Below are 24,338 nucleotides of genomic sequence, written 5' to 3'. Positions count from 1 at the left end.
ATGCTCCCCGCGGAATTGATTCGTTTTAAACAAACTGGAAGATCCATAACAGTTCTGACCGCTTGGGACAGTATTTCTTCATCCATTGTTGAGGCTGCAGGCGCAGATGTAGTACTTGTTGGCGATTCACTAGCAATGGTGATCCTTGGCCATGCCACCACGCTCCCAGTCACCCTAGAGCAAATGCTCCATCACACTCAAGCTGTAGGAAGAGGCTTTAAAAAGCCCTTAAATGAGCAGCCGCTAGTTATCTGCGATCTTCCATTCCTCAGTTACCAATGTGGCGAAGATAAAGCAGTAGCGGCTGCAGGTTTCCTCATTAAAAACTCATGTGCTGCAGCTGTGAAGATAGAAGGAGCAGAACCTGAAGTCTTAAAAGTAATTGAACGGTTAATAAGAATGGGCATTCCTGTTATGGGACATCTAGGACTAACCCCACAATCAGTCCACAACCTTGGCTACCGTCGTCAAGCTGAAGATAAGGCCAGCCAAGAAAAACTTTTATCTCAAGCCCTTCAACTTCAAAAAGCTGGTTGTTTTGGTCTTGTTCTTGAGCATGTACCAGAGGAAGTGGCCAATCATCAAAGCAATCAACTAAAAATTCCTGTTATTGGGATAGGAGCAGGCAAAAATTGTGATGGACAAGTACGAGTAACAGCCGACCTTCTTGGCCTGTCCGAAAAACAACCTCCCTTTAGCCAGCCATTAATCGAAGGTCGTCAACTTTTTGTGAAAGCTCTCCAAAACTGGGTACAGCAACAGCATCTTCAGGAAGAGAATCCCACCAAAGAAGCATCTGAATAAGAACCTGATTGCTAAATTCCATTCCTTCAGGATCACTCAACTTAAATCGCCACCCTTGACTGATTAACCACCCACTTTGAATTGCATGCCTCCAAATCAATCTCAAAGAATTCAAATATTCTAGGCACTGGGTATTAGACCATCCCCATCGCTTGGATAAAAGCATTAGATCTACTCCCTCTCTTCGGCGAAGTCCAACCATGAACTGTTCATCTAATGCCATTGACTTGGCAGTATTAGCTTCTAATGAAGAGTCAAGTCCAAAACACTCTTGAGTTTCTATCCACCTTTGGTATAAATCTCTGGTTCTAGGTCGAGAGAGTCTTTCACCCCAAGGAGCGCTAGTTGCACCTTGACCAAACCCCCACCATCCTGAACCGCTCCAATAGACCCGATTATGTCGAGAAGCATGTCCTGGCATTGCATAGTTAGAAATCTCATAACGACCAAAACCTGCTCTCCCAAGAACTGAACTAGTGCATCTCATGATCTCTGCAGATAAGTCTTCATTAGGAAGTTGAAGTTCTCCACGGCTTTTCTTTCTGGCAAAAACAGTACCTGGTTCAACTGATAAGTCATATATAGAGAGGTGGGGCACACCCGTATCCATAGCATTTTTTAATTCTTTCTCCCAAATTGCCAAGTCCTGACCAGGCAAATTTTGCAATAAATCAAGGCTCCAACTTAAAATTCTTCCACGTTTGTAGAACTCATTCAGCCAATCGCATGACTGAACTAAATGATGTTTCCTATGCCTTCTACCAATGAGCTCTAAGGAATGATCATCGAAACTTTGTCCGCCTAAACTAAATCTATTAATACCTGCTTCCATATAACCTTCGAGGGCGTTCAGGCTAAAGCTTGCAGGATCGATTTCAAGACTAATTTCAGCCCCATACTGGAAGCCAAATTGCGCCTCAAGATGCTTTAACAAAGAACTTATCTGAGAAGGAGTTAACAAAGAGGGAGTACCTCCTCCTATATAAAGCGTTGCCAGCGGAGGGCCTTGAGGTATAAGAGATATTTCTCGGTGGAGAAGGCTTAAATAAGCTTTGATAGATGAGCTTCCTGGTCCATTTGCTCCGCTAGCGTTATCACCTAGAGGGACAACAGCAAAATCACAGTAAAAACAACGTCGATGACAAAAAGGGATATGCAAATATGCACTTCTGGGAGAATTAAAAAAGTGAACATCACCCATAGTTCAATCCCGCAAGCTGTGGTGGTCTTCCCAAAACAAATTCATAAGAATGGAGCATTACGCATAAATATGGAGCGAGGACTTCCTATCTGATCCAATGGTGGACCTCCTGTTACTTTTTTTATTTCTGGTCTCAGGGGCGACAACCGGTTGGTTTTGCGTCGACATATTGCCAGATAATTTTTTAGAGCAGATCTTTTTGCAAGAAGGTTTTCTAAATCAATGGGCCAATAAAGCAGACCTGAAAAGCCTCTTAACAGGTTTTGGAGCTTTAGTGGGGTTATTAACAGGGTTTGTATTCCAACAGTTGCGAAAAAGATTAATTAGCAAAACTCGCACAATGCCAACTGATCTCCTATTTGGTAGATCTTTAGGGTTAATCCTTGGTTTGCTCATAGCAAATCTTTTGCTTGCACCATTATTACTACTCCCACTCCCCCGAGAGATAATATTTACAAAACCATTTTTAGCAGTCCTGAGTAATATTTTCTTTGGAATACTTGGTTACAATCTTGCTGATATTCATGGTCGCACTCTTCTACGCCTTTTTAATCCAAACAGCACCGAAGCGCTCTTAATAGCTGAAGGCATCCTAACTCCTGCTACTGCAAAAATATTAGATTCAAGTGTTATTATCGATGGCCGTATTAATGCATTACTTGGATGCGGGCTAATCGAAGGTCAAGTAATCGTTTCACAAAGTGTATTAGACGAGCTACAACAGTTAGCAGATTCAAGTAATAATGAAAAAAGGTCAAAAGGGAGAAGAGGGCTTAAGTTATTAACAAAGTTACGTGATACATATGGCAAAAGACTTGTATTAAACACTACTCGTTATGAAGGGGATGGAACAGACGAAAGATTGCTTAAATTAACAGCCGACACAGGTGGAACACTCATCACAGCAGACTACAACTTGTTCCAAATTGCTCAGGTCAAAGAATTAAAAGTAATGAATCTCAGTGAATTAGTAATTGCATTAAGACCAGATGTTCAGCCAGGAGAAACTCTTAATCTTAAGATCGTTAGAGAAGGCAAGGAAGTTAGCCAAGGAGTGGCATATCTCGATGATGGAACAATGGTCGTAATAGAAGGTGCCAGAAATTACATCGGTCAACGTCGTGAAGTAATCATCACTGGAGCATTACAAACCCCTACTGGCCGAATGATTTTTGGAAGATTAGAAAAAGATCTTCCTCCAAATAAACCCAACAAAACAAAAACACCCTAAGGTTGTAGCCCGCTAGGCTCCAGATCCCAAAAAGTTTTGCTGCATATGACGGTGTCCGCTCCCTACTACGGTGATTCAACCGTGATGCGCACACCCCCACCAGATCTGCCATCACTTCTCTTAAAAGAAAGGATTGTCTATTTAGGGCTTCCTTTGTTTTCTGATGACGATGCCAAAAGACAACTTGGCATGGATGTCACTGAACTAATCATTGCCCAACTTCTTTATTTGGAGTTCGACAATGCAGAAAAACCCATTTATTTCTATATCAACTCAACTGGAACTAGCTGGTACACAGGAGATGCAGTGGGTTTTGAAACAGAAGCTTTCGCCATATGTGACACCTTGAGGTATGTGAAGCCACCCGTCCATACGATTTGCATTGGACAGGCAATGGGAACTGCAGCAGTAATTCTTTCTGCTGGCACAAAAGGGCAAAGAGCTGCTCTTCCTCACGCCTCAATTGTTCTTCATCAACCAAGAAGTGGAGCAAAAGGGCAAGCGACTGATATCCAGATTCGTGCAAAAGAGGTGATACACAACAAACAAGCAATGCTTGAAATCCTCTCAAGCAATACTGGACGAAGTGTTGAACAATTATCAAAAGATTCTGATCGAATGAGTTATCTAAGTCCAAAGGCCGCGGTTGAGTATGGCCTGATAGATCGAGTTCTAAGTAGCAGAAAGGATTTACCAGGCACACCTCCTATCAAATAAATCCTCAAAAGCCCTTTCCAAAAGAGCTATTTTTTACCACCTCTAAACACTCACTTTCTTTTAAAATGCCTATTGGTACCCCTAGTGTTCCCTACCGTCTTCCAGGTAGTCAATTAGAGAGATGGGTAGATATTTATACCAGGCTTGGTGCAGAAAGAATCTTATTTCTTGGGCAAGAGGTAACTGATGGAGTTGCAAATAGCCTTGTTGCTCAAATGCTTTACCTAGATTCAGAAGACAGCAGCAAGCCAATATTCGTTTATATCAATAGTCCAGGAGGCTCAGTGACAGCTGGACTAGCTATTTACGACACAATGAAGTACGTCAAAAGTGATGTGGTCACTATTTGTGTAGGTCTAGCCGCATCAATGGGGGCGTTCCTCCTGTCAGCAGGAACAAAAGGGAAAAGGCTTGCACTACCTCACAGCAGAATCATGATTCACCAACCATTGGGTGGCACTTCTCAAAGACAGGCTAGTGACATCGAAATAGAAGCCAAAGAAATCCTTCGCATTAAAGAGATGCTCAATCGTTCAATGGCAGAAATGACAGGGCAAACTTTTGAGAAAATTGAAAAGGATACTGATCGCGACTACTTTCTAAGCGCTTCCGAAGCCAAAGAATATGGATTGATTGACAAAGTGATTGCGCACCCGAACGAAGCCTAAATAAAAAAATTAATTAAAAAATAATTGACTTGTTCGAACACCAATAGTGCAAAACTCAACTCACCATTGAAATATTTAAATCAAGGTTTTCTGACCTTAGAAGACTTTTGCTTAAGCTTTGCCCTAAACCTGTAAAGAAATAGCGACCGAATGGCACAGCTCTTCTACGACTCCGATGCCGATCTAAACCTTCTAAAGGGTAAGACAGTCGCAATCATCGGTTATGGATCACAAGGCCACGCTCATGCCCTAAATCTCAAGGACAGCGGCGTAGATGTTGTAGTAGGTCTCTACGAAGGCAGTAGGTCTGCAAGCAAAGCAACTTCTGATGGGCTTGAAGTGCTTAGCGTAGCCGATGCCTCTGCAAAGGCTGACTGGATAATGGTTCTACTGCCTGATGAATTTCAGAAAGATGTTTATTCACAAGAAATAGCCCAACATCTCAGCAAAGGCAAAGTGCTGAGCTTTGCCCATGGCTTCAATATTCGTTTTGGATTAATCAAACCACCTTCTTTCGTGGATGTTGTAATGATTGCCCCTAAAGGACCAGGGCATACAGTGAGGTGGGAATATCAAAATGGTCAGGGAGTGCCTGCCCTCTTTGCTATTGAGCAAGACGCCTCTGGGCAAGCAAGAGATCTTGCCATGGCCTATGCAAAAGGGATTGGAGGCACTCGAGCTGGAATTCTAGAAACCAACTTCAAAGAAGAAACAGAGACCGACCTCTTCGGAGAACAAGCTGTTTTGTGCGGAGGCCTATCAGAACTAGTCAAAGCAGGATTCGAAACCCTTGTCGATGCGGGCTACCAACCAGAACTGGCCTACTTCGAATGCCTTCATGAAGTCAAGCTAATCGTTGATTTAATGGTTAAAGGTGGCTTGACAGCAATGCGTGACTCTATTTCAAACACAGCTGAATATGGAGATTATGTAAGCGGGCCAAGGCTTATTACCTCAGAGACCAAAGCAGAAATGAAGAGAATCTTGTCTGACATACAAAACGGAAGTTTTGCGAAGAACTTTGTAGCTGAATGCGAAGCAGGCAAGCCAGAGATGAAACGAATTCGCGATCGCGATGCAGCTCACCCAATTGAGAAAGTAGGCAAAGGGCTTCGATCAATGTTCAGTTGGCTTAAAACAGACTGATTTATGCTCTCACTCTGGTAATAGTTTCCGCAGCTCTGGATCTGCTTGTAGGAGATCCACTCTGGGCTCCCCATCCGGTTGCATATATGGGGAGGCTTATTTCAACATTGAGAAAATATACTGAGAAATTAGCAGGAGATAATATTTTAGGGTTAAGACTTGGAGGCCTATTAATTACATTCATTCTGATATTTTTGAGTGGACTTACTGGATGGTTTTTAGAACAAATAGCATTAATTAATTTACCTCTTTTATCTTACGTTGGTTCAATAATTTTAATCATTGGACTTGCTAGTACTCTTGCCGCTCGGAGCCTCAGAGAAAGCGTTTTAGCAGTCCTTGAAGCACTCCCCGAAGGCTCCAATAAAGAACAACTCCAAATAGCGCGTCAGAAACTAAGTTATATAGTTGGACGAGATGTTTGGCAATTAGAAGAATCAGAAATATTAAGAGCAGCTGCCGAAACGGCTAGCGAAAATGCAGTCGACGGAATCTTTGCTCCTCTTTTTTGGATGATTATAGGTGCATCATTTTGGAATATTTCTACAGATCTACCAGGTCCACTAACATTCGCCCTGGTTTTCAAAGCAAGTAGCACAATTGATTCAATGATCGGCTATCGGCATGGACGAATGCAGTGGCTGGGAACTGCTGGCGCCAAACTTGATGATGTACTCACTTGGATTCCGAGCAGAATTGTATTACTCACATTGCCATTAGTAAGTCAACCTCTTCAAAAAATGCCGTCTCTTATACATTCAGCCTGGGTAGATGGGTCGCAAGATAGTTCACCAAATGCAGGCATCTCAGAAGCAATATATGCACACTGTGCTGAAGTAAAAATGGGAGGTAAAAATAGATATCAAGAGAAATTGACAATTAAACCACTATTAGCCAAAAACTCACCAGAAGCAAGTATAAAATCAGTGAAGAGAATTCTTAATCTTACTCTAAGGCTTGAATTTGCTTGGATTGCAATAATTGGTATTTTACTTAATTACTTTCTATAAAGATAGCTCAATAAGCACCTCTATCTCTAGGCAAAAGAAGAACACCAAAAGTACGAATTATTACTCTTATGTCTAAAAGAATTGTTCTATGAGTTGAATAAATTAAATCCAAACGAACCCTTCTTTGATAACTAAGGTTATTTCTTCCACTGACTTGCCATAAGCCCGTAAGGCCTGGTCTAACTGATAGCACTTTATTCATAGAGTCTCCATATCTCGGGATCTCATCTGCAACTATGGGCCTAGGTCCCACAAGACTCATTTGACCTCGCAATATGTTGAGCAATTGAGGTAACTCATCGAGACTAGATCGCCTAAGAAATTTCCCTATAGGTGTAATTCGAGGATCTTCTCGAAGTTTAAAATCTCTTTCAAACTCCTTCTTAAGCTCAGGAGATTTATCCAACAAATTAGAAAGTAAATCATCAGACTCTGCGAACATTGTCCGGAATTTAATACAACCAAAACGCGAATAGTTGCGACCCACCCTCTCCTGTATATAAAAAACAGGTCCAGCCGAACTTAGTTTCACTAATAATGCTAAGAGTATAAATAAAGGAGAGGTAATAACTAAGGCGACAAGTGAAAAAAGAACATCTCCGATCCGCTTTACGGGTCTTGCGAAAAGGCGCTGCTGCAAATTAAGATCTTCCATGGAGTTGTAGAAATCAAGCAGCTATTGATCTAATGACAATACGTAGAAACTTTTTAAAGAGTCCACAAGCGAATTAAGACAAATAATAATTGAGGTCAATTCAAAAAAGCTTTGATTGAATCCTCACTCAATACCATTAAAGAAGCTGTGAGACGTTCCCAGGGCCACTCGCTTTAACGTCACAGGAACCACGATGCCTTTGCCAGGCTTTTCGTAATGCAGCCTCAAAGTAAAAGTCGAAGACCTCTTTGCTAAAACGCTCAGCCCATTGACGTATTACCTCAGCCGGCAATTTTTCCCAAATCTTATTTTCTTCAAACCAATCAACTGCGGCAAAAAGTGAGGAAACCGTTTGATCAGGGAAGAGAACACCAGTAGGGGACGAATCTCCTCTTGCTGCACACCGAACCGAATCCAACAAACCCCCTTGCCCAAAAGCAATAACTGGTGCCCCTGCTGCCATTGCTTCTACTGGTGCAATACCAAAGTCCTCCAATCCCGCGTAAACAAAGGCTTTACAGTGCGCCATTAATTCTTCTACTTGAAGAGACGTTTGACGACCTAAAAAGCGAATTGTTGGACCCGCCAATCTCTCCAAATACTTTCTTTCAGGGCCATCTCCAACAATCAATAAAGGAAGTTTCAATTGATTAAATGCCCTGACGACCAAATCAACTCTCTTATTAGGCACTAGCCTGCATAGGCAAAGGTAGAAATCATCTCTTGATTTATCCCAACGAAAACGTTCCACTGAAACTGGTGGATGAATAACTTCTGATTTGCGCCCCCAATAACGGGATATTCTTTTAGCCGTAAACCGAGAGTTGGCAATTAAATAGTCAGGTCTTGCACCGCTCAATTGATCCCATTGCCTCAGCTTATGCAGCTGCCAACGGATAAGGGGCTGTAAACAAGGTTTTGTTTTAGAAGCACTCTTCAAATAAACATGCATCTGATCCCATGCATATCTCACTGGCGTATGTACGTAACTCACATGAAGCTGGTCAGGGGAAGTAAGCACACCCTTTGCCACAAGATGACTACTGCTGATAACTAATGGGTATTCACTAAATTCAAATTGCTCAATCGCAAAAGGCAAAAGTGGCAAATAATTTTGTACATGACTAATTCCAAAAGGAAGTTTCTGGATAAAACTTGTTTTGATCGACCTACCAAACAACCAACTTCCAACCCTATTGCTTTCACCATCTACCAATGCAAACAATTCAGGTTGGGAGCCAAAATTTAAGAGAAGTTGATCTATTGCCTGAACAACTTTCTCTGCTCCCCCAAAAGATTGTGGCGACAACCATTCATGAACAAGGGCTATTCGTGATGGCAGATCTGAAGCTGTATTACTAGGCACTAGCACTTTCGAGTAAAAAGCAAGATTTCTCTAAGCGAGATTAAGTTGATGAGATATTTCCTAAAATAAGTATATATGTATTCCAAGGCTATACGTAAGAACTATCAGCAACAAAATCATTCAAATGGGATTTAAAAGAGTCTATGAAATAAGCTCCCACTAAAAATAAAGGAAAGCAATGAACCGCATAAAGCACCTAGACAGGAAAAATAAAGTACATACCCCTTATTCCTATTTAGCAAGTAATAGGAAAGAATCATAATCACCAAAATAATTGAACTACATATTGTCGAAGTTATGCTTGCAAGGCTATCTACATATAAACCAAAGTGGAATGTTTTACTCGCTATATTTAAATCTAAATCAAAAAGCTGCCCTGATAGATTCTTCTCAAATAAGGCAAAGCTTAAGCCTGTTGACACGGCCACACAAGTAATAAGAAAGTAAGAAACAGGCTTGCTGAGCCTATTCATTGTCCTATTAAAACTAATAAGCAAAAGCCAAATAGCAAATGCTCCTATAAACGGAGCAAGAGGTATTAACCAAGCGATGTCCAAAAGTGAAGACATTAACTAATCTTGCGATTCTGAGAAGGTTTTAATTCATTGAGTAGCTCACCAAGTCCTAAAATTGAAAGCAAAGGTAAAGCTATTCCAGTAAGAGTGGGGTAGATCGTATCCATTGTTTTTGCAATCGATATAACCGTTCCTAGCAAAGATTAGATTATGCGACCACGGCAATTACAAATAGAAAATAATCCGAAACAACTAGCCATAGGAAGACAGCATGCTTCTAATAAGATGATAGCTAGGAACAGAGTAAGAAGCCCATTAAAGTAATGACATTTTTCTTGAGTGAAGTAGCTAAATAAATAAGGCTCCTTACAAGAACGAGCATTTCAGTGTTGAATGAATATACTTCGTTGTGCAAGACCTAACAAAAAGCCAGAGGAAGTTGCGTATGGAAAACTATATTTGGCTTCTATTTATAGTTATAATCATTTCAATTATTGGCTTTTGGTTCAACAATGCAGAGGCAGATTACCTCTCAGGGAAAAGCTCTCGTATGGTCAAAAGATCAAAAAAAACATCAAGGTGGTACAAAAGACATTAGATCTTGAGCAAATGATTAAGACTGTATTTAGTTATAGATGAGTTTTTATTTATTTGGACAGGAAGCTTTGAGTTAATTTATACTTAAAAATTTAGGAGTTAAGCCAATAGCTATCTATTCGATTTAATTAATTCACGTACAGATGTACGCGATAGTGTTAAATAATGCAGTTCAAACAAGCTCTTATGCTACATCTCAACTCTTTTCTTATTAACTTTCTCACCCTAACTATAATTCAACATGACAAGAAAATAATGGCAGATTTCAAACAACTTCTTTTCAAAATCAGTGGCGTAAGTAAATTTTGGTGGTAAGTGTAATCACAATGTGACATGTTCCCAAGAATATTTGCTAAGAACAAGCAGAAAGCTTTAAGCGCAACTCATACTCAAACATCTCCAACGTATATAAATCTACTACAAAAAAGTAGGTTTACTCAACCAAAATGGAGACACTAAAAGTCTCTAAGATCGACTGAAATATTCTCGAAATCTCTTGTATTGGCTGATTTCTCACCAATAGAGGATTATTAGAGCGTTAAAAAGTTACATACATCACTAATCTTTAGCGTGAGCATAATGTCTTTCATATTTCTTTATCATATGGACGACATCGTGGGTGAAATATTTTCCTTTATGAAATACTTATCAAGAAAGAAACTATGGTCTAAGAACTTATGATTTCCCAGTTAAAGAAAATCAATTAGGAAATCTATAGCCTAAAGTGAAGTCAAAAATATATCTTTAGCTCATATCATTAACCTATAAGTTAATAGTGAAAGCGTTTCAGCACTTTAGAAGGCTTGTGATTGGGTAATACTTCATACAAGATCCACTGATTCGTCTCTAAGTCATGATCACAGCCAAAACTAGAGTTATCCTCATATAAAGTCCACTTTTCAGCATGACATGCTTGATCAGCTTCAAATGCTGAACGGTATCCTGTTAAAAACAAATAAGCCGAAAAGCTAATAACCAAAAGACAAGTCGCTGCAATTAATATTCTCATTGTTTTTTAATAGCTTTCAAAGCTTCAACTAAAAACGACCTCTCAATTATCCTTCATCAGGCTCACTGGCTCTAGTTTTAAGCCAGTTCATCCAATTTGCATGCCAAGTCACATTCTGTAAGTTCAGACTTGGCAAGCTTATCGAGAATTCTCGTCATATCAACCGAAGTCAATTCTCCATCACTGCTCCACTTCAATGTGGTTTTACGTTGAAGTGGAACGTTTTCTCTCTTCTCAGATTGAGGGCTCTGCAAACTCATTTCAGACATCCCAAAAGGTATCCAGCGATACATTTAACAATGAAAAAGGGTTTTATTGGGAGATTCTTACCCAAACTTAAAGAATGAAATACTTAGTTTAACTGACTGCCCTCTTCCAATTTCTTCACTCAGACACTATCATTCGATAATGAAAAAAGCTTTTAATTTGACAGTCAATTTTACTTAAAATATTCATTAACAAACAATACTTTTGATTCAAATGATTTTGATTATAAAAATTATTCAAATTAGCCAATAAATTCTTTCTTAGAGGCTTATATAAATTAGACGATTTCTTGTAAATTCGCTTCTGAAGCTCTTTCACGGCAAGATATAGAACCCTAAATTAGAAATTCATTTCTTTGGTCTATAAACCCCATAAATTGGGGGCATCTAAAAGGTAAAATATCTTTTATCAGCTAATATGGCTAGCAACAATAGCAAAAGAGAACAAATCCACTAGAGAGAACTACTCGAATCAAAGAAGGTGTTGAAAAAGATAGCTTTTAAAGAGTTTCTTATGTTGTTGATCAAACAAGAATAGAAGCGCTAAAAGGCAATAGAAAGATGAGGGAAAGGCTAGGTTAATCGATAAATTCTATGGATATATATTTTAATTCTTAATAGCCATTAACCAAAAAGTAAGTTGTTCTAAGAGATAGAAAAGCTGGACTCTTATCTTCAGAAAGAAAGGAGACAAAAAACTATTGAAGAGGCACTAAATAATAGCTTAAATATAAGCTATTATTTCTATAATTTATTGATGGATACATACATTTTACGAAATATACATCTTATGTCATCTAGATACCCAGAAAAAATTACTTCCCAACATGAATTATAAACTCTTTAAATGAGGGATTATAGAAATACAGGATTACAGCCAAAACCAGGATTAAATTTCCCCCTAAGACAATTCCTCCCAGAACAACTCTTTGCCTTCTCCCTGGAGCCTTGTACTCCAGACCACCTACTTTAAGAAGTACCTCTCTGCCATCAGATGGCGCACCTGATTTATTGGTCCATTTCTTTTTTTTGGATTTTTGGGACTGCTCCCCACCTAATTTCTGACTTCCTTGACTAGCACCCATGCCTTTCCCTGAAGAGCTTTTGGTTTCGTCCATCTCGCTAAAAAGACTTATCAATTAATAACACTATGAATACACGTAAAGTCTAAAATGAGCACTCAAACGTAAAGCTTGCTCATCTAAGGCTAAAAATTTAGGCGATAATCAAAGGTCTAAAGCCATAAAGAACCAGCTCAGGCTTTGAAAAAGCATAATGCCACTCCTAAAAACTCTCTTGTTAAGTGTAAACAAAATCATAACCATATAAACAGTATGGAATCTAGATATATTTGTTTGCCCCAGAAAAACTATCCCTTAGAATCACCTGAAAAATGTCAATACCAAACAATAGAAAAATTAATTTAATACCACTCAGATTATTGGCAGAGCTTTGGTAATACCTCTTAAAAGTCATCTAGAATTTATTTATTGGATTCATTTGGCTTCAGAGATTTAATTAAAGATCTCTACAAAGAATTTGCACTTCTTTTAGCATTCTCTTGACCGATACATCTCGCCCTTCATTAAAAGAAGCCATAAGCAAATCAGCTCCTAGCCCTAACAAATGCGATTGACAAGCATAGTTTCCAATTGAAGCTGCTTGGCGCTGTAACACTTCCGAACGAGACAATGCTCTTCTACAAGTTGAAACTCGACTAGTCTCTAAGCAAGCAGTGGATAAGGACGTTAATTTTGATAAAGGCTCGACCTCCCCAGACAAGGTATTGCTCCCACTGCCTCCAATCAATACAACCAGGAGCATAAACATCAAAGGAATCTTGCTATTCAAACTCAAGGTATTCATTCCTTGCTAAAAGAAGTGATTGACCAGTCAGAGCAACTCCTGGCTGTAACAAGCAAAATTGGTTCTTCATTAAGTGAAGGACTTGATTCATACCCCCTTTAACCTGCCTCACCTGATCAAACCCCCAAAAAAGGGGGAAATTGGCAAAGCAACTTGACAAAGATAAATCAAATAGATGACAAGATCTTCAATAGCAACGATTTACTGAGATACTCTATTTGGCAAGAAAATCAATTTTAAGGATGTATTTCGATTACCACGCTGTTGCAGGCTTTCTACACGCAGCAATTCCCTTAGCAGCGGGAGCAGCAGGTGCTGGATATATCGCCCTGCGTTCTAATCAAGTAGGTTTCAGCACCTCCCATTTATTAGTTGGCCTGCCAATGTTCATTGTTGGAGCTGCTTTAGGAGTCTTCTTCTTCATAACTGACAATCAAGCTCCAGTAGCCTTCTAAAAGCCAGGAGATCAATCCCCTCCTGAAGCATAAAGTGCTCTTTGCGAGCACACTGAAAAGGCAAAAGTGCCACCAAGATGCTTTACCAAAAAGTGTCTTGGTGGATTTTGCCTTTTTACTGGTTAAATAAAAGTCAAGACCAATTGACCCTAAGTAGTCCTCGAAAAGGGTTTTACACGCTATAGACAATGCCTCAGGCAGTTAAAACGGTATCAATAGAGCCTTGGTTATTTCTTAGTTCACTTAGAAGCTCTAAGGCAGATAATTCAGAGCCTTGAGGCACAAGGTCCAAAGTTGCAGCTAAAAAGCCAATTAAATTCTCAGCATTCATGAACTCCGCGTGAGTTGACATTGCGGCCTCCCCACCTTGTCGCTTCGAAAGTTTTATCCCATCAGTCCCAAGAAAAAGAGGAGTATGCAAAAAAGCAATAGGCTTCTGCTTCAAAGCATCAATAACAGCAAGTTGAGAAGTCAAAGCCTTTGCTAAATCTTCCCCCCTGACGACCTCATTAATTCCTAAAAACAACTCGTCAGAAACAGAAGCCAAATGATATGCAATAAATCCATCGGCTCGCCTTACAAGAACATCTCCAGATGTATTAGAAAATTTCTTCCCTACTCGTAATCTCAAGCTTGGCAACCTTCCATCCGTAGCATCCCAAGGCAAACCCAACTCTCTACAAGTGCCGGGATAAATATTGCTTCCATCCCCATCATTTAATCCATTTCTGTTTCCCAACAGACGCCGACTACATCGACATGGATATAACTTGCCCTGCTGTTTTAAAGCCAAAAGAACAGATTCATATAACTTTCGCCGCTTGCTCTGCAAAATAATCGGGCCATCCCAATTCAGACCAAGCCAAGAAAGGTCTTTCTGAATACTCTCAAGAGCCCCAGAGCGATTTCTAGGGGTATCCAAATCATCAATTCTTAAAAGCCATTCGCCTCCTCTCAAGCGAGCGCGTAGCCAAGAAACTAAAGCCGTTCGCAAATTACCTAAATGCAATGGACCCGAAGGAGATGGAGCAAAACGCCCCCGATAATATTGAGAACGAAGCCTCTCGCCTTCTTTTAATAACGTCAAAAGTTCTTCAGGGAGTTTTGAATGCGAGCCCATTAATTTGTTTTAAGAGCTTCATCTAAATAATCACAAAAAAAGTGAGTGGTTTTTAGACCACTCACCAAAAAGAGAACGTATTTTTTCAACCCTGAACGCGATCTTTGAACATTTTGCCTGCAGTAAAAGCAGGAACACGCTTTGCAGGAATTTTAATTTTCTCACCAGTCTTTGGATTTAGGCCCTGGCGAGCTGAGCGATCACGTGGCTCAAAGGAGCCGAAACCAAGAATGGAGACCTTTTTGCCCTCCACGACAGAATCAATAATGGTGTCGATAGCGGCATCGATAACAAGAGAAACATCTGTCTTAGTTAGCTCGGTACGAGCTGCAACTAGGTTGACCAAATCTGCTTTGTTCATTTGGAAGGGGTGATTTAACAGAGGGCATTAAGTGGTGAAATCAAAAAAGGAATTCACCATCAAAATCGCGAACGCGTTAATCGTATGGAGCAAATGCTCTGGCGGCAACCGAAAGACGCTGTGGCGCAACGCTTTATAGCTTGGATAATCCTTAAGGCTTGCCTTTTAAGGTGACTTCCAACACTCCCATTTGTACAGTTTCCCCCCTCGATGTAAATTCGCGCCTGCCCCAGAAGCCAGTTCTGGGAAGGGGTCTCGAGGCAGCCATTGGCGCAGCTTCTTTAAACTCTTTTGCTGTCTAGTCCAATGAAAAGTACTTTTTGTGCGCAAAGATATCAATTGATTTGATTTCAACGGAATCAGCAAACGTCCGCAGAACAGCACATTCCATGGTGGCGGAGCATAAACAACACAACTTCCTGGAGTGGGACCTGGCGTCCAAAGCAAGCGCAAACCCGATACCGTTTCATGATTTGCAGAAAAACTTTTTAATTGCAGTAATCCTGGAAGTAAATATGCCTCCTGTTCCTGAACAAGAACTGGCCATTCCAATGCATCCTGCAATTCAGAAACTCTTCCATGGGCTTCTCTACTGGTAAGAACAATCAGTGATTGACGCCCAAGTGAAACACTCTTCAAAAAATTTATAGTTGTTTCGTTAACAGGCGGACAGTCGATCAAAATAGGCTCAGGGTCACAACCAAGCCACCAAGATCTATTGCCATTACATAGATTATTGGGAGGGAAGGCCCAAAGGGCACTTTTCAGCTGTTTTGGCTGATTGCCAGAGTCAGCTGATGAAATAGGCACCATTAGATTGTTAAAAGGCCCTAAGCCATTAGTTTGGTCGAAATGCTTACTGCTTAACCGGTGGGAAAAACAGTGAGCAAGATTCATGAAGGAAAGCCCTGGCCACTTGGGAGCACTATTACTAAGAGAGGTGTGAATTTCTGCATAGCTGCACCAACAGCTAGCAGCTTGGAGCTGCTCTTATTTGCTAGTGAAAATGAAAGCAGTCCAGAACATGTTTTCAAGCTAAGCAATAAAAATCGTTCTGGTGACTACTGGCATATTGAAATTGAAGGATTAAATGCAGGGTGCTGTTATGGCTACAGAGTTTTTAAGGAGGGAGAAGCGCAAAGCAATTTGTCGCAATCAAACAAAGTGCTCTTAGACCCATGTGCTAGAGCCATTTGTGGTTGGGAGACTTATCAAAGGGATAAAGCAACTGGAGCGTCACCAAATTTTCATTCATGCTTAAAAGGTGTTGTTTGCGAACGAGATCATTTCGATTTCGAATCTCATCCCCGCCCTAAGCATCTTTGGAGCCGAAGCATTATCTACGAACTTCATTTAGGAGGATTTACCAAAAACCCTGACTCTAATGTTGATTTTTCTTGCAAAGGAACGTTCATTGGATTAATAGAAAAAATCCCTTACTTGCGTGACTTAGGGGTCACGACAATTGAATTACTTCCTGTATTTTCTTTTGACCCTTCAGATGCACCAGAAGGAGTTCAAAATTACTGGGGGTATAGCCCTATTAATTGGTTCACCCCACATCAAAATTATATTGTTGGAAACGACCCTTTAAAAGCCCGAAATCAAGTCCGTAACTTAGTGGCAGCATGCCATGACCAAGGATTAGAAGTCGTAATTGATGTTGTTTACAACCACACCACTGAAGGCAATAAAGATGGGCCTGTGATCAGTTGGCGTGGTTTTGACGAGTCTCTCTATTACTACCAAAACAAAAAAGGTGAATATCTAGATGTCAGTGGATGTGGTAACAGTATTGCCGCCAATAGGCCTCTAGTAAGGCAATTAATTATCGAATCAATGCGCTGCTGGGCCATCGAGCTAGGTGTTGATGGCTTCCGATTTGATTTGGGTATTGCTCTTAGCAGAGGGGAGGATTTAGCTCCACTTAACTCCCCACCATTATTCGAAGAAATTGAATCAGACCCAACTTTAAGTGATTTAAAACTAATAAGTGAGCCCTGGGATTGTGGAGGGCTTTATCGATTATCAGATTTTCCTGCGACCAGAATCAGCACTTGGAATGGTCACTTCAGAGACGATCTGCGTAAGTTCTGGAAAGGAGAAAAAAATAGTGTTTGGTCATTGAAAGACAGGTTGAGGGGTAGTAAAGAGTTATACAAAGCCCAAAATGCCCAAAACCGTTCAATTAACTTCATCACAGCCCATGATGGATTCACTCTGCATGATTTAGTGAGTTACAGCGTCAAGCACAACTTGGCAAATGGAGAAAATAATCGTGATGGAGAGAATCACAACAACAGCTGGAATAACAATGTTGAAGGACCTACTAGTGACATAGAGATAACTAGTCTTCGAAGACGGCAAAAGCTTAATCTTATTTCTTCACTTCTTCTTTCTCCAGGGATACCTATGTTGTCAATGGGGGATGAAGTTGGAAGAAGTCAAGGAGGGAATAACAACAGTTGGTGCCAAAACAACCAGCTTGGGTGGATGATTTGGCACCCAAACCAATGCGACCTTGACTTACACGCATATGTGAAGAAATTGTTAATCGTTCGAAAACTACTTCCTCAGCTATTTAGTCCTGAAAATCTCCCAAATGATGCTGAAGAGAATTGCAAAAGCAATTCAGATAATTTCTGGGTGCAGTGGCATGGGATCAAAGTCAATCAGCCCGATTGGGGGCATTGGTCTCACACAATCAGTTACAGCATCAACCAAGGTAAACAAGGAGCAGTGTTGTGGATGGGATTGAATAGCTACAGCAAAAAAATGTCTTTTGAACTGCCTACACCAATTTGCTCTTGGGAAAGACTTTTAGATACTGCCTCGAAAAGTCCAAATGATCTAATAAGCCCAGTCAAACAACCTAATCAACAAATTATTGGATTAGCCCGCAAAAGCCTTGTTGTTTTATTGGATAGCAAATATGCCTCAACTATTAAACTCTGATTAATCAAGAAGCGGGCGGCGGGAATCGAACCCGCATCATCAGCTTGGAAGGCTGAGGTTTTACCACTAAACTACGCCCGCACACAAGGCAAAAGGCCATCCATGAAGGTGAACCTTTTTGCAAGTACCACTGCATTATGACCTCGCGAGTCCCCCTTTAGAAAGCTTGAAGAATTCCAAAACAATCGAAAGGGGATACCGTCAAAGGCTGATGTTCTCATATGGCTTAGGAGATGCTGGCACTGGTCTAGCAGCAGCTCAATTGGGCTTTTATTTACTTCCATTCTTTACATGCGCAGCAAGCCTTCCTGTCTGGGTTGGAGGAGTACTTTTAACAGTCACAAAATTATGGGATGCCTTCAACGATCCCTTAATAGGTTGGCTTAGCGATCACACTCGTTCACGATGGGGGCCGCGCCTTCCATGGATAGCAATAGGGGCCGCACCGTTAGGGATAAGTTTGGCGGCCATATGGTGGGTTCCACCTGGAGGCGTATTCGAAAAAACCTTCTATTACGTATTTATAGTGGTGCTACTGATGACTGCTTACACCAGTGTCAACCTTCCATATGCAGCCCTCGCTTCAGAACTAACCACTCAAACATCAATCCGTACGCGTTTAAATGCAGCAAGATTCACAGGGTCAATAATTGCAAGTTTAACTGGCTTATTAGTAGCGTCCCTTCTAACCAGTAAAGGGACTGCTGGTTATATAGAAATGGGCCGTATTACTGGCACAATAGCAACATTAACTACCCTTTGTTGCTGCTGGGGACTCGCACCTTTTGCAAAGAAAGCTCAACAGCCTAAACAGAAAACAGAGCCATTACTAAACCAATTAAGCCGAATAATAAGAAACAACTATTTTATTAAAGTTCTCAGTCTCTATTTACTTCTCTGGTGCGGGCTGCAGCTAATGCAAACTGTTGCTCTCTTTTATCTGGTCCAAGTCATAAGGCTTCCAGTGACGATATCTACATGGCTCTTATTACTATTTCAAATCAGTGCACTAGCAGGCCTTCAAACTTGGAGTGTGTACTCCAATAAGCATGGACGGATTAAAGCACTTAACAAAGGGGGAGGGCTATGGATAGGAGCATGCATCTTGACAATGTTTTTGCCACCTTTATCACATCAAGTAAATGTTTTTAGCCTTCTAGATATAGCAAGTGCTGACGGATTAAAAATGCTTTCACTTGTTGCCTGCATTCTTCTTGCTGGTTTTGGAGCTTCTACCGCTTATTTAATTCCATGGTCTCTACTGCCAGATGCAATCGATTCAGATCCAGATAAACCTGCAGGTTCATATACGGCCTGGATGGTATTAATTCAAAAAATCCTAGTTGCTCTAAGTGTATTGCTGGTGACTTGTTTACTTTGGCTGGCTGGCTATCAATCCGCTCCAGAATGCACCGGCGCAATGACCTTTGCAGATCAACCAGCATCAGCTGTCCTCACAATTCGATTGTTCATGGGGTTGATACCTGCTCTACTCGTTGCAATTGGTTTGAGAGTGATGCGCCATTGGCCAAATCAATCCAAAACCGTTAAGGTTTTGGTCTCATGAACTCCCCTCGCTGGCTCAAAAGACTAGGAAGCAGTCTGATCATTGGAGGGCAAGCGATAGCAGCAATAGCACGAGGAAAAATTGACAGAATTGATCTCTTTGATCAACTTCTTGAAGCTGGCCCAGGAAGCTTCCTTATTGTTCTAATTACTGGAGTGGCTGCTGGAACAGTATTTAATATTCAAGTAGCTGCTGAGCTAAGCAGACAAGGTGTGGGATCACAAGTGGGGGGACTATTAGCAATTGGGATGGCTAGAGAAATTGCACCATTACTTACCGCAACACTTCTTACGGGCAAAGTTGCAACGGCTTATGCAGCACAACTTGGAACAATGAAAGTTACAGAACAAATTGATGCAATAACGATGCTGAGAACTGACCCTGTTGAATATCTTGTCGTCCCTAGATTGATAGCAATGGTAATAATGGCCCCAGTTCAATGCTTGCTTTTTTTTAGTGTCGCTTTATGGAGTGGCCAAATAAGTAGTACGGCCCTTTACCAGATCCCCCCAGGTGTGTTCTGGAATTCGGTTCGAGATTGGCTAGTTCTCACTGACTTACCATTCATGCTCATCAAGGCTGTGGTTTTTGGGCTTCAAATCGCTGTAATAGCCTGTGGCTGGGGTCTTACAACAAGAGGGGGGCCAAAAGAAGTCGGGACAAGCACAACTGGAGCAGTGGTAATGACTCTTGTAACTGTTTCGTTAGTTGATGTCTTGTTAACTCAAGTCCTATTCGGTTAATCATTATGAGCACTCAAACTCAATTGGATCCTTCTAAAAGTGTCGTATTAAAACCTTCATATCGATTGCCCTTAATAATAATCTTCTTAGGGCTTTCACTCTTCCTATTTCCACCTAATCCTTGGCCAGCTATATGCATAAGTGTTTTTGGCCTATTTTTGTTGATTCAATCCCTCATCTTGCGATTGGAATTCACTGCAAATGATCTAATAGTTTGGCAACTAGATCGAGAACTGCGACGTTTCCCATTTAAAAGTTGGTTAGCCTGGAGAATCTTATTGCCACAACTTCCTGGCATCTTCTATTTCCGAGAAGAGGCTAGTCCGCACCTATTGCCTATACTTTTTGATCCTAAAACACTTGAGAATCAACTTAAACTAAGAGTTGGGGCTCTTGAAACCCCAAAAAATGACTTATCAAAGTCTTCTTAAACTTATAAAAAATTGAAAACTTCATAATTAATGTCCGAACAAAATTCCTCTCCCAAAGAAACGAACAAAGCAGAGCAGCCTGCTGAGATTCAAACTCCTTTGGAATCACCTGTAATTAATACCCCCTCTAATCCAGCAAATCAAGCTCAAAATGAGACTATCAACATTCCCAATAATAAAGCCAACTTTGCTCCTCTCATAGAGATCGCATTAAAAGAAATTGAGTCTAGAAGAAATGAGCTTGTTAAAGAAATTGAAGTACTCGCAAAGCGTAAATCAAATCTTGAAGAAGAGCTACAAACTACCTTCACAGGACAATCAGATGCTATTGCAAGACGAGTCAAAGGTTTTCAAGATTATTTAACAGGAGCTCTCCAGGGCCTTGCTCAATCAGCTGAAAAGCTCGATTTAGTTGTGCAACCTGTTGTACTTCAACCCTCACCACTTGACAAAAAAGAATCCGAGGAAATAAACGAAACCTCAGCAAAAGTTGATGCCATAGCAAATACATTCCAACCTGATGAAAATCTGATCCGAGAATGTTTAGAGCAATTTCTTGGTCAACCTGACTTTTATGCCGATCCATGGAAGTTACGAAGAAGTCTAGATTCAAAAGATATTGAACTCTTAGAAGATTGGTTTTTTAATATGGGAGGAAGAGGAGCACAACCAAGCAGAGGAAGTAGGCCCAAAAATGTTCTTATAAGTGCTGGTTTAATTTCCATTCTTGGAGAACTATATGGAGATCGTTTCCAAACCCTTGTTTTAGCTAGCCAACCTGAACGATTAGGAGAATGGAGGAGGGGCCTTCAAGATGCCTTGGGCCTTGAGCGAGAAGATTTCGGACCTAACAGTGGCATTGTTTTATTCGAACGGTCAAATGGTGTTTTAGAACGAGCAGATCGGTTAGAAGAACGAGGAGAAGTCCCACTAATACTTATAGATGCTGCCGAGCAAAGCGTTGAAATTCCAATACTTCAATTTCCACTTTGGCTAGCATTTGCTGCTGAACCTGAAGAGCTCTACAAAGAAGAGGAGCTTCTCTAATGCCTTTCTTTACTTTTAATTTGGGAATTCTCGCTCTAATGATTAGTTATCTACTTGGATCAATTCCAAGTGGCTATCTTGCTGGCAAATGGCTTGCAGGTATTGATTTACGTCGAATAGGTTCGGGCTCTACTGGTGCTACAAATGTTTTACGTCACGTAGGCAAATGGCCAGCCCTAGTCGTTTTCTTAATTGATGTCATTAAGGGTGTGATTCCAATTCTCATTGCAAAGAATTTGGTCCTAAATGACTATTGGCAAGTGGGCGCAGGCCTAACAGCCCTAGCTGGCCATATTTGGCCTATCTGGCTTGGGGGGAAAGGAGGCAAAGCCGTCGCAACAGGCCTGGGTGTACTTTTAGGCCTAACCTGGCAAGTAGGGATGGCTTGTTTTGGAATCTTCCTTACGATGTTAAGCCTTAGCAAAATCGTCTCTTTAGCAAGCATTGTATCTTCAATAAGCCTCCCTATTTTAATGTTTTTAAGTTTTGATGGGAGAGAAATTCAGCCTGCATATTTATCTTTTAGCTTACTAACAATGTTGATAGTTCTATGGAGGCATAGAAGCAATTTAAAACGCTTGGTAGAAGGGAATGAGCCCCAAATAGGTCAATCACGTTGAGACTCATATACCTCTTTACAGAATTCCTGAAATATTTTCATTGGGTCCTTTGCTTGTGTAATAGGCCTACCAATTACCAAGCGTGTTGCTCCTGACTTTAAGGCATCAGATGGACTCATTATCCTAACTTGATCATTATGCTCAAAACCTTTATTCCTAATTCCAGGTGTCACTAACTCAAAAGCCTCAGGGAATAGCCTGCGTAAAGAATTTACTTCCAGAGGTGAACAAATACAACCACCAATACCAGCATCAAAAGATAGTTTAGCCAGATATTCAACTCTTTTTTCTAATGGCTGATTAATAATAAGTTCATTAGCAAATTTATTCGAAGACCAGCTTGTTAAAACCGTTACAGCCAAAAGAGTAGGAGCCTCAAAACCTGCAAATTTTGCCCCCTGTGCAGCAGCGGCATTTGCCTCTTTAAGTGCATCAATTCCTGCGCAAGCATGAACAGTGATTAGTTCTGCACCTGTCGAAGCGGCTTGCCTACAGGCACCTGCCATCGTTATCGGTATGTCGTGAAACTTCAGGTCAAGAAAAACTCTTAGGCCTCTATCTTTTAAAGCAAGTATAATTTCTCGTCCATTGCTAATAAATAACTCCAGCCCAACTTTTACCCATCTCAAGTTATTCAACTTTGCAATCAACTCAAACACCTCAGACTGATCCATTCCATCCAAAGCAAGAATTAATTTATCTGCGGGGTCAAACTTCATGAGGATTTATAGGTTTATTTAATTGGCGAACCTTCTAAAAGTCTTCTTCCCAATCTGAATTACTTTGCCCAACAACATCTTTTTTTCAGAAAACTCCATATTTGGCTCGGTAATTTTTTTACCATCTAAGCGAACAGCACCTCCCTGAATCTGACGTCTCGCTTCACTACTGCTCGAACACAAACCAATAGAACTAAGCAAATAAAATGCTTTAGCAGGGAAATTAACCTTTGAAAGAGAGATAACGGAAACCTCTGCCATGTCGTCTCGACACCCTGCAACCAAAGTTTCAGCATTAGCTTGGGCAACCTTGGCCGCAGGAAGGCCATGAAAACTAGCTGTAACTGCTAAAGCCATAGTCTTCTGCCTTTCTCTTGGACTAGAAGCCAATGTTTTTCTTATATCCAAATCAGTTAATAGCGTCAGATAACTACTCACGAGGTGATCAGAAACCTTTTCTAGTTTGGAGTACATCGATAAAGCATCTTCATAAAGTCCCACCGTATTCCCAAGACTTTTACTCATCTTTTGGACCCCATCCAAACCTACCAAGATGGGCAAAAGCAATCCAAACTGCTGTCTTTGATTAAAACGACGCTGCAGATCTCTACCCATGGCAACATTGAATTTTTGATCAGTTCCACCTAGTTCAACATCAGCATTAACAGCTACAGAGTCATATCCCTGAAGAAGTGGGTAAAGAAACTCATGCAAAGAAATAGGGACACCCGATTCAGATCGATTTCCAAAGTCCTCCTTAGCAAGCATTTGGCCAACAGTTGCATTACTAAGCAAGTCAATTACTTGAGAGAGGTCAAGGGCAGCCAACCATTCACTATTACGACGTACTTCCAATCGACCAGGAGTTGTGAAATCTAACAAAGAAATTTCAGGTGGTTTACCAAGACCCAATTGCTCAAGGTAAGTCTTTGCATTCTTCTCAACTTGTTCAGGACTTAATTGGACTCTCGTTTTATTTTTACCAGTTGGATCACCTATCCGTGCGGTGAAGTCTCCAATAATCAAAACAGCAGTATGTCCTTCATCTTGAAAAGCCCGAAGCTTTCGAAAAAGAATGGTATGTCCTAAATGAATCTCACTCCCTGTTGGATCAATCCCCAATTTGACCCGCAAAGGAATTGACTTTTTGACGCGCTCTTCAAGAAGGTGTGCAAGATTCTTTTCTTTTTCATCTCTGGTGCCTGCAGGGAAAAGATCTGCTACTCCTCTTTCTAGCCAAGCCGGCAATGACGTTGTTTTCACCGGCAT

26 protein-coding genes and 1 tRNA gene are annotated in these 24,338 nt (G+C 40.8%); 14 read left to right on the top strand and 13 right to left on the bottom strand.

Annotation, left to right across the window (positions count from 1 at the left end):
- The gene (gene panB, locus SOI82_RS09190) at window positions 1-804 is read left to right on the top strand and encodes a 3-methyl-2-oxobutanoate hydroxymethyltransferase (RefSeq protein WP_320667118.1); all 804 of its coding nucleotides are present in this window, start codon (window positions 1-3) and stop codon (window positions 802-804) included.
- Here panB and hemW read toward each other — a convergent pair.
- Complete coding sequence (gene hemW / locus SOI82_RS09185) at window positions 695-2,005, bottom strand: radical SAM family heme chaperone HemW (RefSeq protein WP_320667117.1); 1,311 nt, start codon at window positions 2,003-2,005, stop codon at window positions 695-697. The two genes, panB and hemW, sit on opposite strands and share 110 nt — an antisense overlap.
- A gap of 97 nt (window positions 2,006-2,102) precedes the next feature.
- Between hemW and SOI82_RS09180 the strand changes: the two genes are divergently transcribed.
- The 5 genes from SOI82_RS09180 to cbiB all read left to right on the top strand — a co-directional run bounded on the left by SOI82_RS09180 (window position 2,103) and on the right by cbiB (window position 6,777).
- Window positions 2,103-3,236, top strand: a complete 1,134-nt coding sequence (locus SOI82_RS09180; protein WP_320667116.1) for a PIN/TRAM domain-containing protein — start codon at window positions 2,103-2,105, stop codon at window positions 3,234-3,236.
- Between the two features lie 45 nt (window positions 3,237-3,281).
- Window positions 3,282-3,953 carry an ATP-dependent Clp protease proteolytic subunit gene (locus tag SOI82_RS09175; protein ID WP_320667115.1) on the top strand — a complete coding sequence of 224 codons (672 nt, stop codon included), beginning with the start codon at window positions 3,282-3,284 and terminating at the stop codon, window positions 3,951-3,953.
- A gap of 65 nt (window positions 3,954-4,018) precedes the next feature.
- Window positions 4,019-4,621 (top strand): ATP-dependent Clp protease proteolytic subunit, encoded by a 603-nt coding sequence (locus SOI82_RS09170; RefSeq protein WP_320667114.1) that lies wholly within the window; start codon window positions 4,019-4,021, stop codon window positions 4,619-4,621.
- 150 nt (window positions 4,622-4,771) lie between these two features.
- Complete coding sequence (ilvC, locus tag SOI82_RS09165) at window positions 4,772-5,767, top strand: ketol-acid reductoisomerase (RefSeq protein WP_320667113.1); 996 nt, start codon at window positions 4,772-4,774, stop codon at window positions 5,765-5,767.
- On the top strand, window positions 5,764-6,777 hold the full coding sequence (gene cbiB / locus SOI82_RS09160) for an adenosylcobinamide-phosphate synthase CbiB (protein ID WP_320668411.1): 1,014 nt from the start codon (window positions 5,764-5,766) through the stop codon (window positions 6,775-6,777). Before ilvC ends, cbiB begins: the two co-directional genes overlap by 4 nt.
- A 7-nt stretch (window positions 6,778-6,784) precedes the next feature.
- Here cbiB and SOI82_RS09155 read toward each other — a convergent pair whose 3' ends face one another.
- Both SOI82_RS09155 and SOI82_RS09150 read right to left on the bottom strand, forming a co-directional pair.
- Window positions 6,785-7,432, bottom strand: a complete 648-nt coding sequence (locus SOI82_RS09155) for a sugar transferase (protein WP_320667112.1) — start codon at window positions 7,430-7,432, stop codon at window positions 6,785-6,787.
- A gap of 136 nt (window positions 7,433-7,568) precedes the next feature.
- Window positions 7,569-8,798 carry a glycosyltransferase gene (locus SOI82_RS09150; protein WP_320667111.1) on the bottom strand — a complete coding sequence of 410 codons (1,230 nt, stop codon included), beginning with the start codon at window positions 8,796-8,798 and terminating at the stop codon, window positions 7,569-7,571.
- Between the two features lie 908 nt (window positions 8,799-9,706).
- Between SOI82_RS09150 and SOI82_RS09145 the strand changes: the two genes are divergently transcribed.
- Window positions 9,707-9,952, top strand: a complete 246-nt coding sequence (locus tag SOI82_RS09145) for a hypothetical protein (protein ID WP_320667110.1) — start codon at window positions 9,707-9,709, stop codon at window positions 9,950-9,952.
- Between the two features lie 727 nt (window positions 9,953-10,679).
- On the opposite strand, the gene SOI82_RS09140 is transcribed toward SOI82_RS09145, so the two are convergent.
- The 4 genes from SOI82_RS09140 to SOI82_RS09125 form a co-directional block, all read right to left on the bottom strand.
- Window positions 10,680-10,919, bottom strand: coding sequence for a hypothetical protein (locus SOI82_RS09140; RefSeq protein ID WP_320667109.1), 240 nt, complete (start codon window positions 10,917-10,919; stop codon window positions 10,680-10,682).
- 77 nt (window positions 10,920-10,996) lie between these two features.
- Window positions 10,997-11,212: a hypothetical protein gene (locus tag SOI82_RS09135; RefSeq protein WP_320667108.1), complete on the bottom strand. Its 216-nt coding sequence runs from the start codon at window positions 11,210-11,212 to the stop codon at window positions 10,997-10,999.
- Window positions 11,213-12,000: 788 nt separating this feature from the next.
- On the bottom strand, window positions 12,001-12,303 hold the full coding sequence (locus SOI82_RS09130; RefSeq protein ID WP_320667107.1) for a hypothetical protein: 303 nt from the start codon (window positions 12,301-12,303) through the stop codon (window positions 12,001-12,003).
- A 400-nt stretch (window positions 12,304-12,703) separates the two neighbouring features.
- Window positions 12,704-13,051, bottom strand: a complete 348-nt coding sequence (locus SOI82_RS09125) for a hypothetical protein (protein WP_320667106.1) — start codon at window positions 13,049-13,051, stop codon at window positions 12,704-12,706.
- 242 nt (window positions 13,052-13,293) lie between these two features.
- Here SOI82_RS09125 and SOI82_RS09120 point away from each other — a divergent pair, with 242 nt between their 5' ends.
- Window positions 13,294-13,506 (top strand): hypothetical protein, encoded by a 213-nt coding sequence (locus SOI82_RS09120; protein ID WP_320667105.1) that lies wholly within the window; start codon window positions 13,294-13,296, stop codon window positions 13,504-13,506.
- Window positions 13,507-13,699: 193 nt separating this feature from the next.
- Here the strand turns inward: SOI82_RS09120 and gluQRS are convergent, their stop codons facing one another.
- From gluQRS to SOI82_RS09105, 3 genes are all read right to left on the bottom strand, one after another.
- Window positions 13,700-14,626 (bottom strand): tRNA glutamyl-Q(34) synthetase GluQRS, encoded by a 927-nt coding sequence (gene gluQRS, locus SOI82_RS09115; protein WP_320667104.1) that lies wholly within the window; start codon window positions 14,624-14,626, stop codon window positions 13,700-13,702.
- 85 nt (window positions 14,627-14,711) lie between these two features.
- A complete protein-coding gene (locus SOI82_RS09110; RefSeq protein ID WP_320667103.1) occupies window positions 14,712-14,987 on the bottom strand; it encodes an HU family DNA-binding protein in 276 nt (91 codons plus the stop codon).
- A 165-nt stretch (window positions 14,988-15,152) separates the two neighbouring features.
- Window positions 15,153-15,800: an MBL fold metallo-hydrolase gene (locus SOI82_RS09105; RefSeq protein ID WP_414153532.1), complete on the bottom strand. Its 648-nt coding sequence runs from the start codon at window positions 15,798-15,800 to the stop codon at window positions 15,153-15,155.
- A 69-nt stretch (window positions 15,801-15,869) separates the two neighbouring features.
- On the opposite strand from SOI82_RS09105, the gene SOI82_RS09100 reads away from it, so the two are divergent.
- Window positions 15,870-17,942, top strand: coding sequence for an isoamylase (locus SOI82_RS09100; RefSeq protein WP_320667101.1), 2,073 nt, complete (start codon window positions 15,870-15,872; stop codon window positions 17,940-17,942).
- Between the two features lie 10 nt (window positions 17,943-17,952).
- Here SOI82_RS09100 and SOI82_RS09095 read toward each other — a convergent pair.
- Window positions 17,953-18,023: transfer RNA gene (locus tag SOI82_RS09095), tRNA-Gly, on the bottom strand.
- Window positions 18,024-18,108: 85 nt separating this feature from the next.
- On the opposite strand from SOI82_RS09095, the gene SOI82_RS09090 reads away from it, so the two are divergent.
- From SOI82_RS09090 to plsY, 5 genes are read left to right on the top strand one after another with little or no spacing between them, the layout of a single operon-like run.
- Entirely contained in the window at window positions 18,109-19,509 is a 1,401-nt protein-coding gene (locus SOI82_RS09090; RefSeq protein WP_414153510.1) for an MFS transporter, read from the top strand.
- Window positions 19,506-20,252 carry an ABC transporter permease gene (locus SOI82_RS09085; RefSeq protein WP_320667100.1) on the top strand — a complete coding sequence of 249 codons (747 nt, stop codon included), beginning with the start codon at window positions 19,506-19,508 and terminating at the stop codon, window positions 20,250-20,252. Before SOI82_RS09090 ends, SOI82_RS09085 begins: the two co-directional genes overlap by 4 nt.
- A 5-nt stretch (window positions 20,253-20,257) precedes the next feature.
- Window positions 20,258-20,683 (top strand): DUF3119 family protein, encoded by a 426-nt coding sequence (locus tag SOI82_RS09080; protein WP_320667099.1) that lies wholly within the window; start codon window positions 20,258-20,260, stop codon window positions 20,681-20,683.
- Window positions 20,684-20,713: 30 nt separating this feature from the next.
- Window positions 20,714-21,730 (top strand): DUF3086 domain-containing protein, encoded by a 1,017-nt coding sequence (locus SOI82_RS09075; protein WP_320667098.1) that lies wholly within the window; start codon window positions 20,714-20,716, stop codon window positions 21,728-21,730.
- Between the two features lie 20 nt (window positions 21,731-21,750).
- Window positions 21,751-22,350, top strand: a complete 600-nt coding sequence (gene plsY / locus SOI82_RS09070; RefSeq protein ID WP_414153531.1) for a glycerol-3-phosphate 1-O-acyltransferase PlsY — start codon at window positions 21,751-21,753, stop codon at window positions 22,348-22,350.
- Here plsY and pyrF read toward each other — a convergent pair.
- Together pyrF and tyrS are read right to left on the bottom strand one after the other, a co-directional pair.
- A complete protein-coding gene (gene pyrF, locus SOI82_RS09065) occupies window positions 22,338-23,069 on the bottom strand; it encodes an orotidine-5'-phosphate decarboxylase (protein WP_320667096.1) in 732 nt (243 codons plus the stop codon). The genes plsY and pyrF overlap by 13 nt on opposite strands.
- Window positions 23,070-23,087: 18 nt before the next feature.
- A complete protein-coding gene (gene tyrS / locus SOI82_RS09060) occupies window positions 23,088-24,338 on the bottom strand; it encodes a tyrosine--tRNA ligase (RefSeq protein WP_320667095.1) in 1,251 nt (416 codons plus the stop codon).

The organism is Prochlorococcus sp. MIT 1307 (assembly GCF_034092395.1).
Lineage (GTDB): Bacteria > Cyanobacteriota > Cyanobacteriia > PCC-6307 > Cyanobiaceae > AG-363-K07.
The sequence above is the reverse complement of the archived record's forward strand: the minus strand, read 5'-3'. Positions and strand labels throughout refer to the sequence as shown.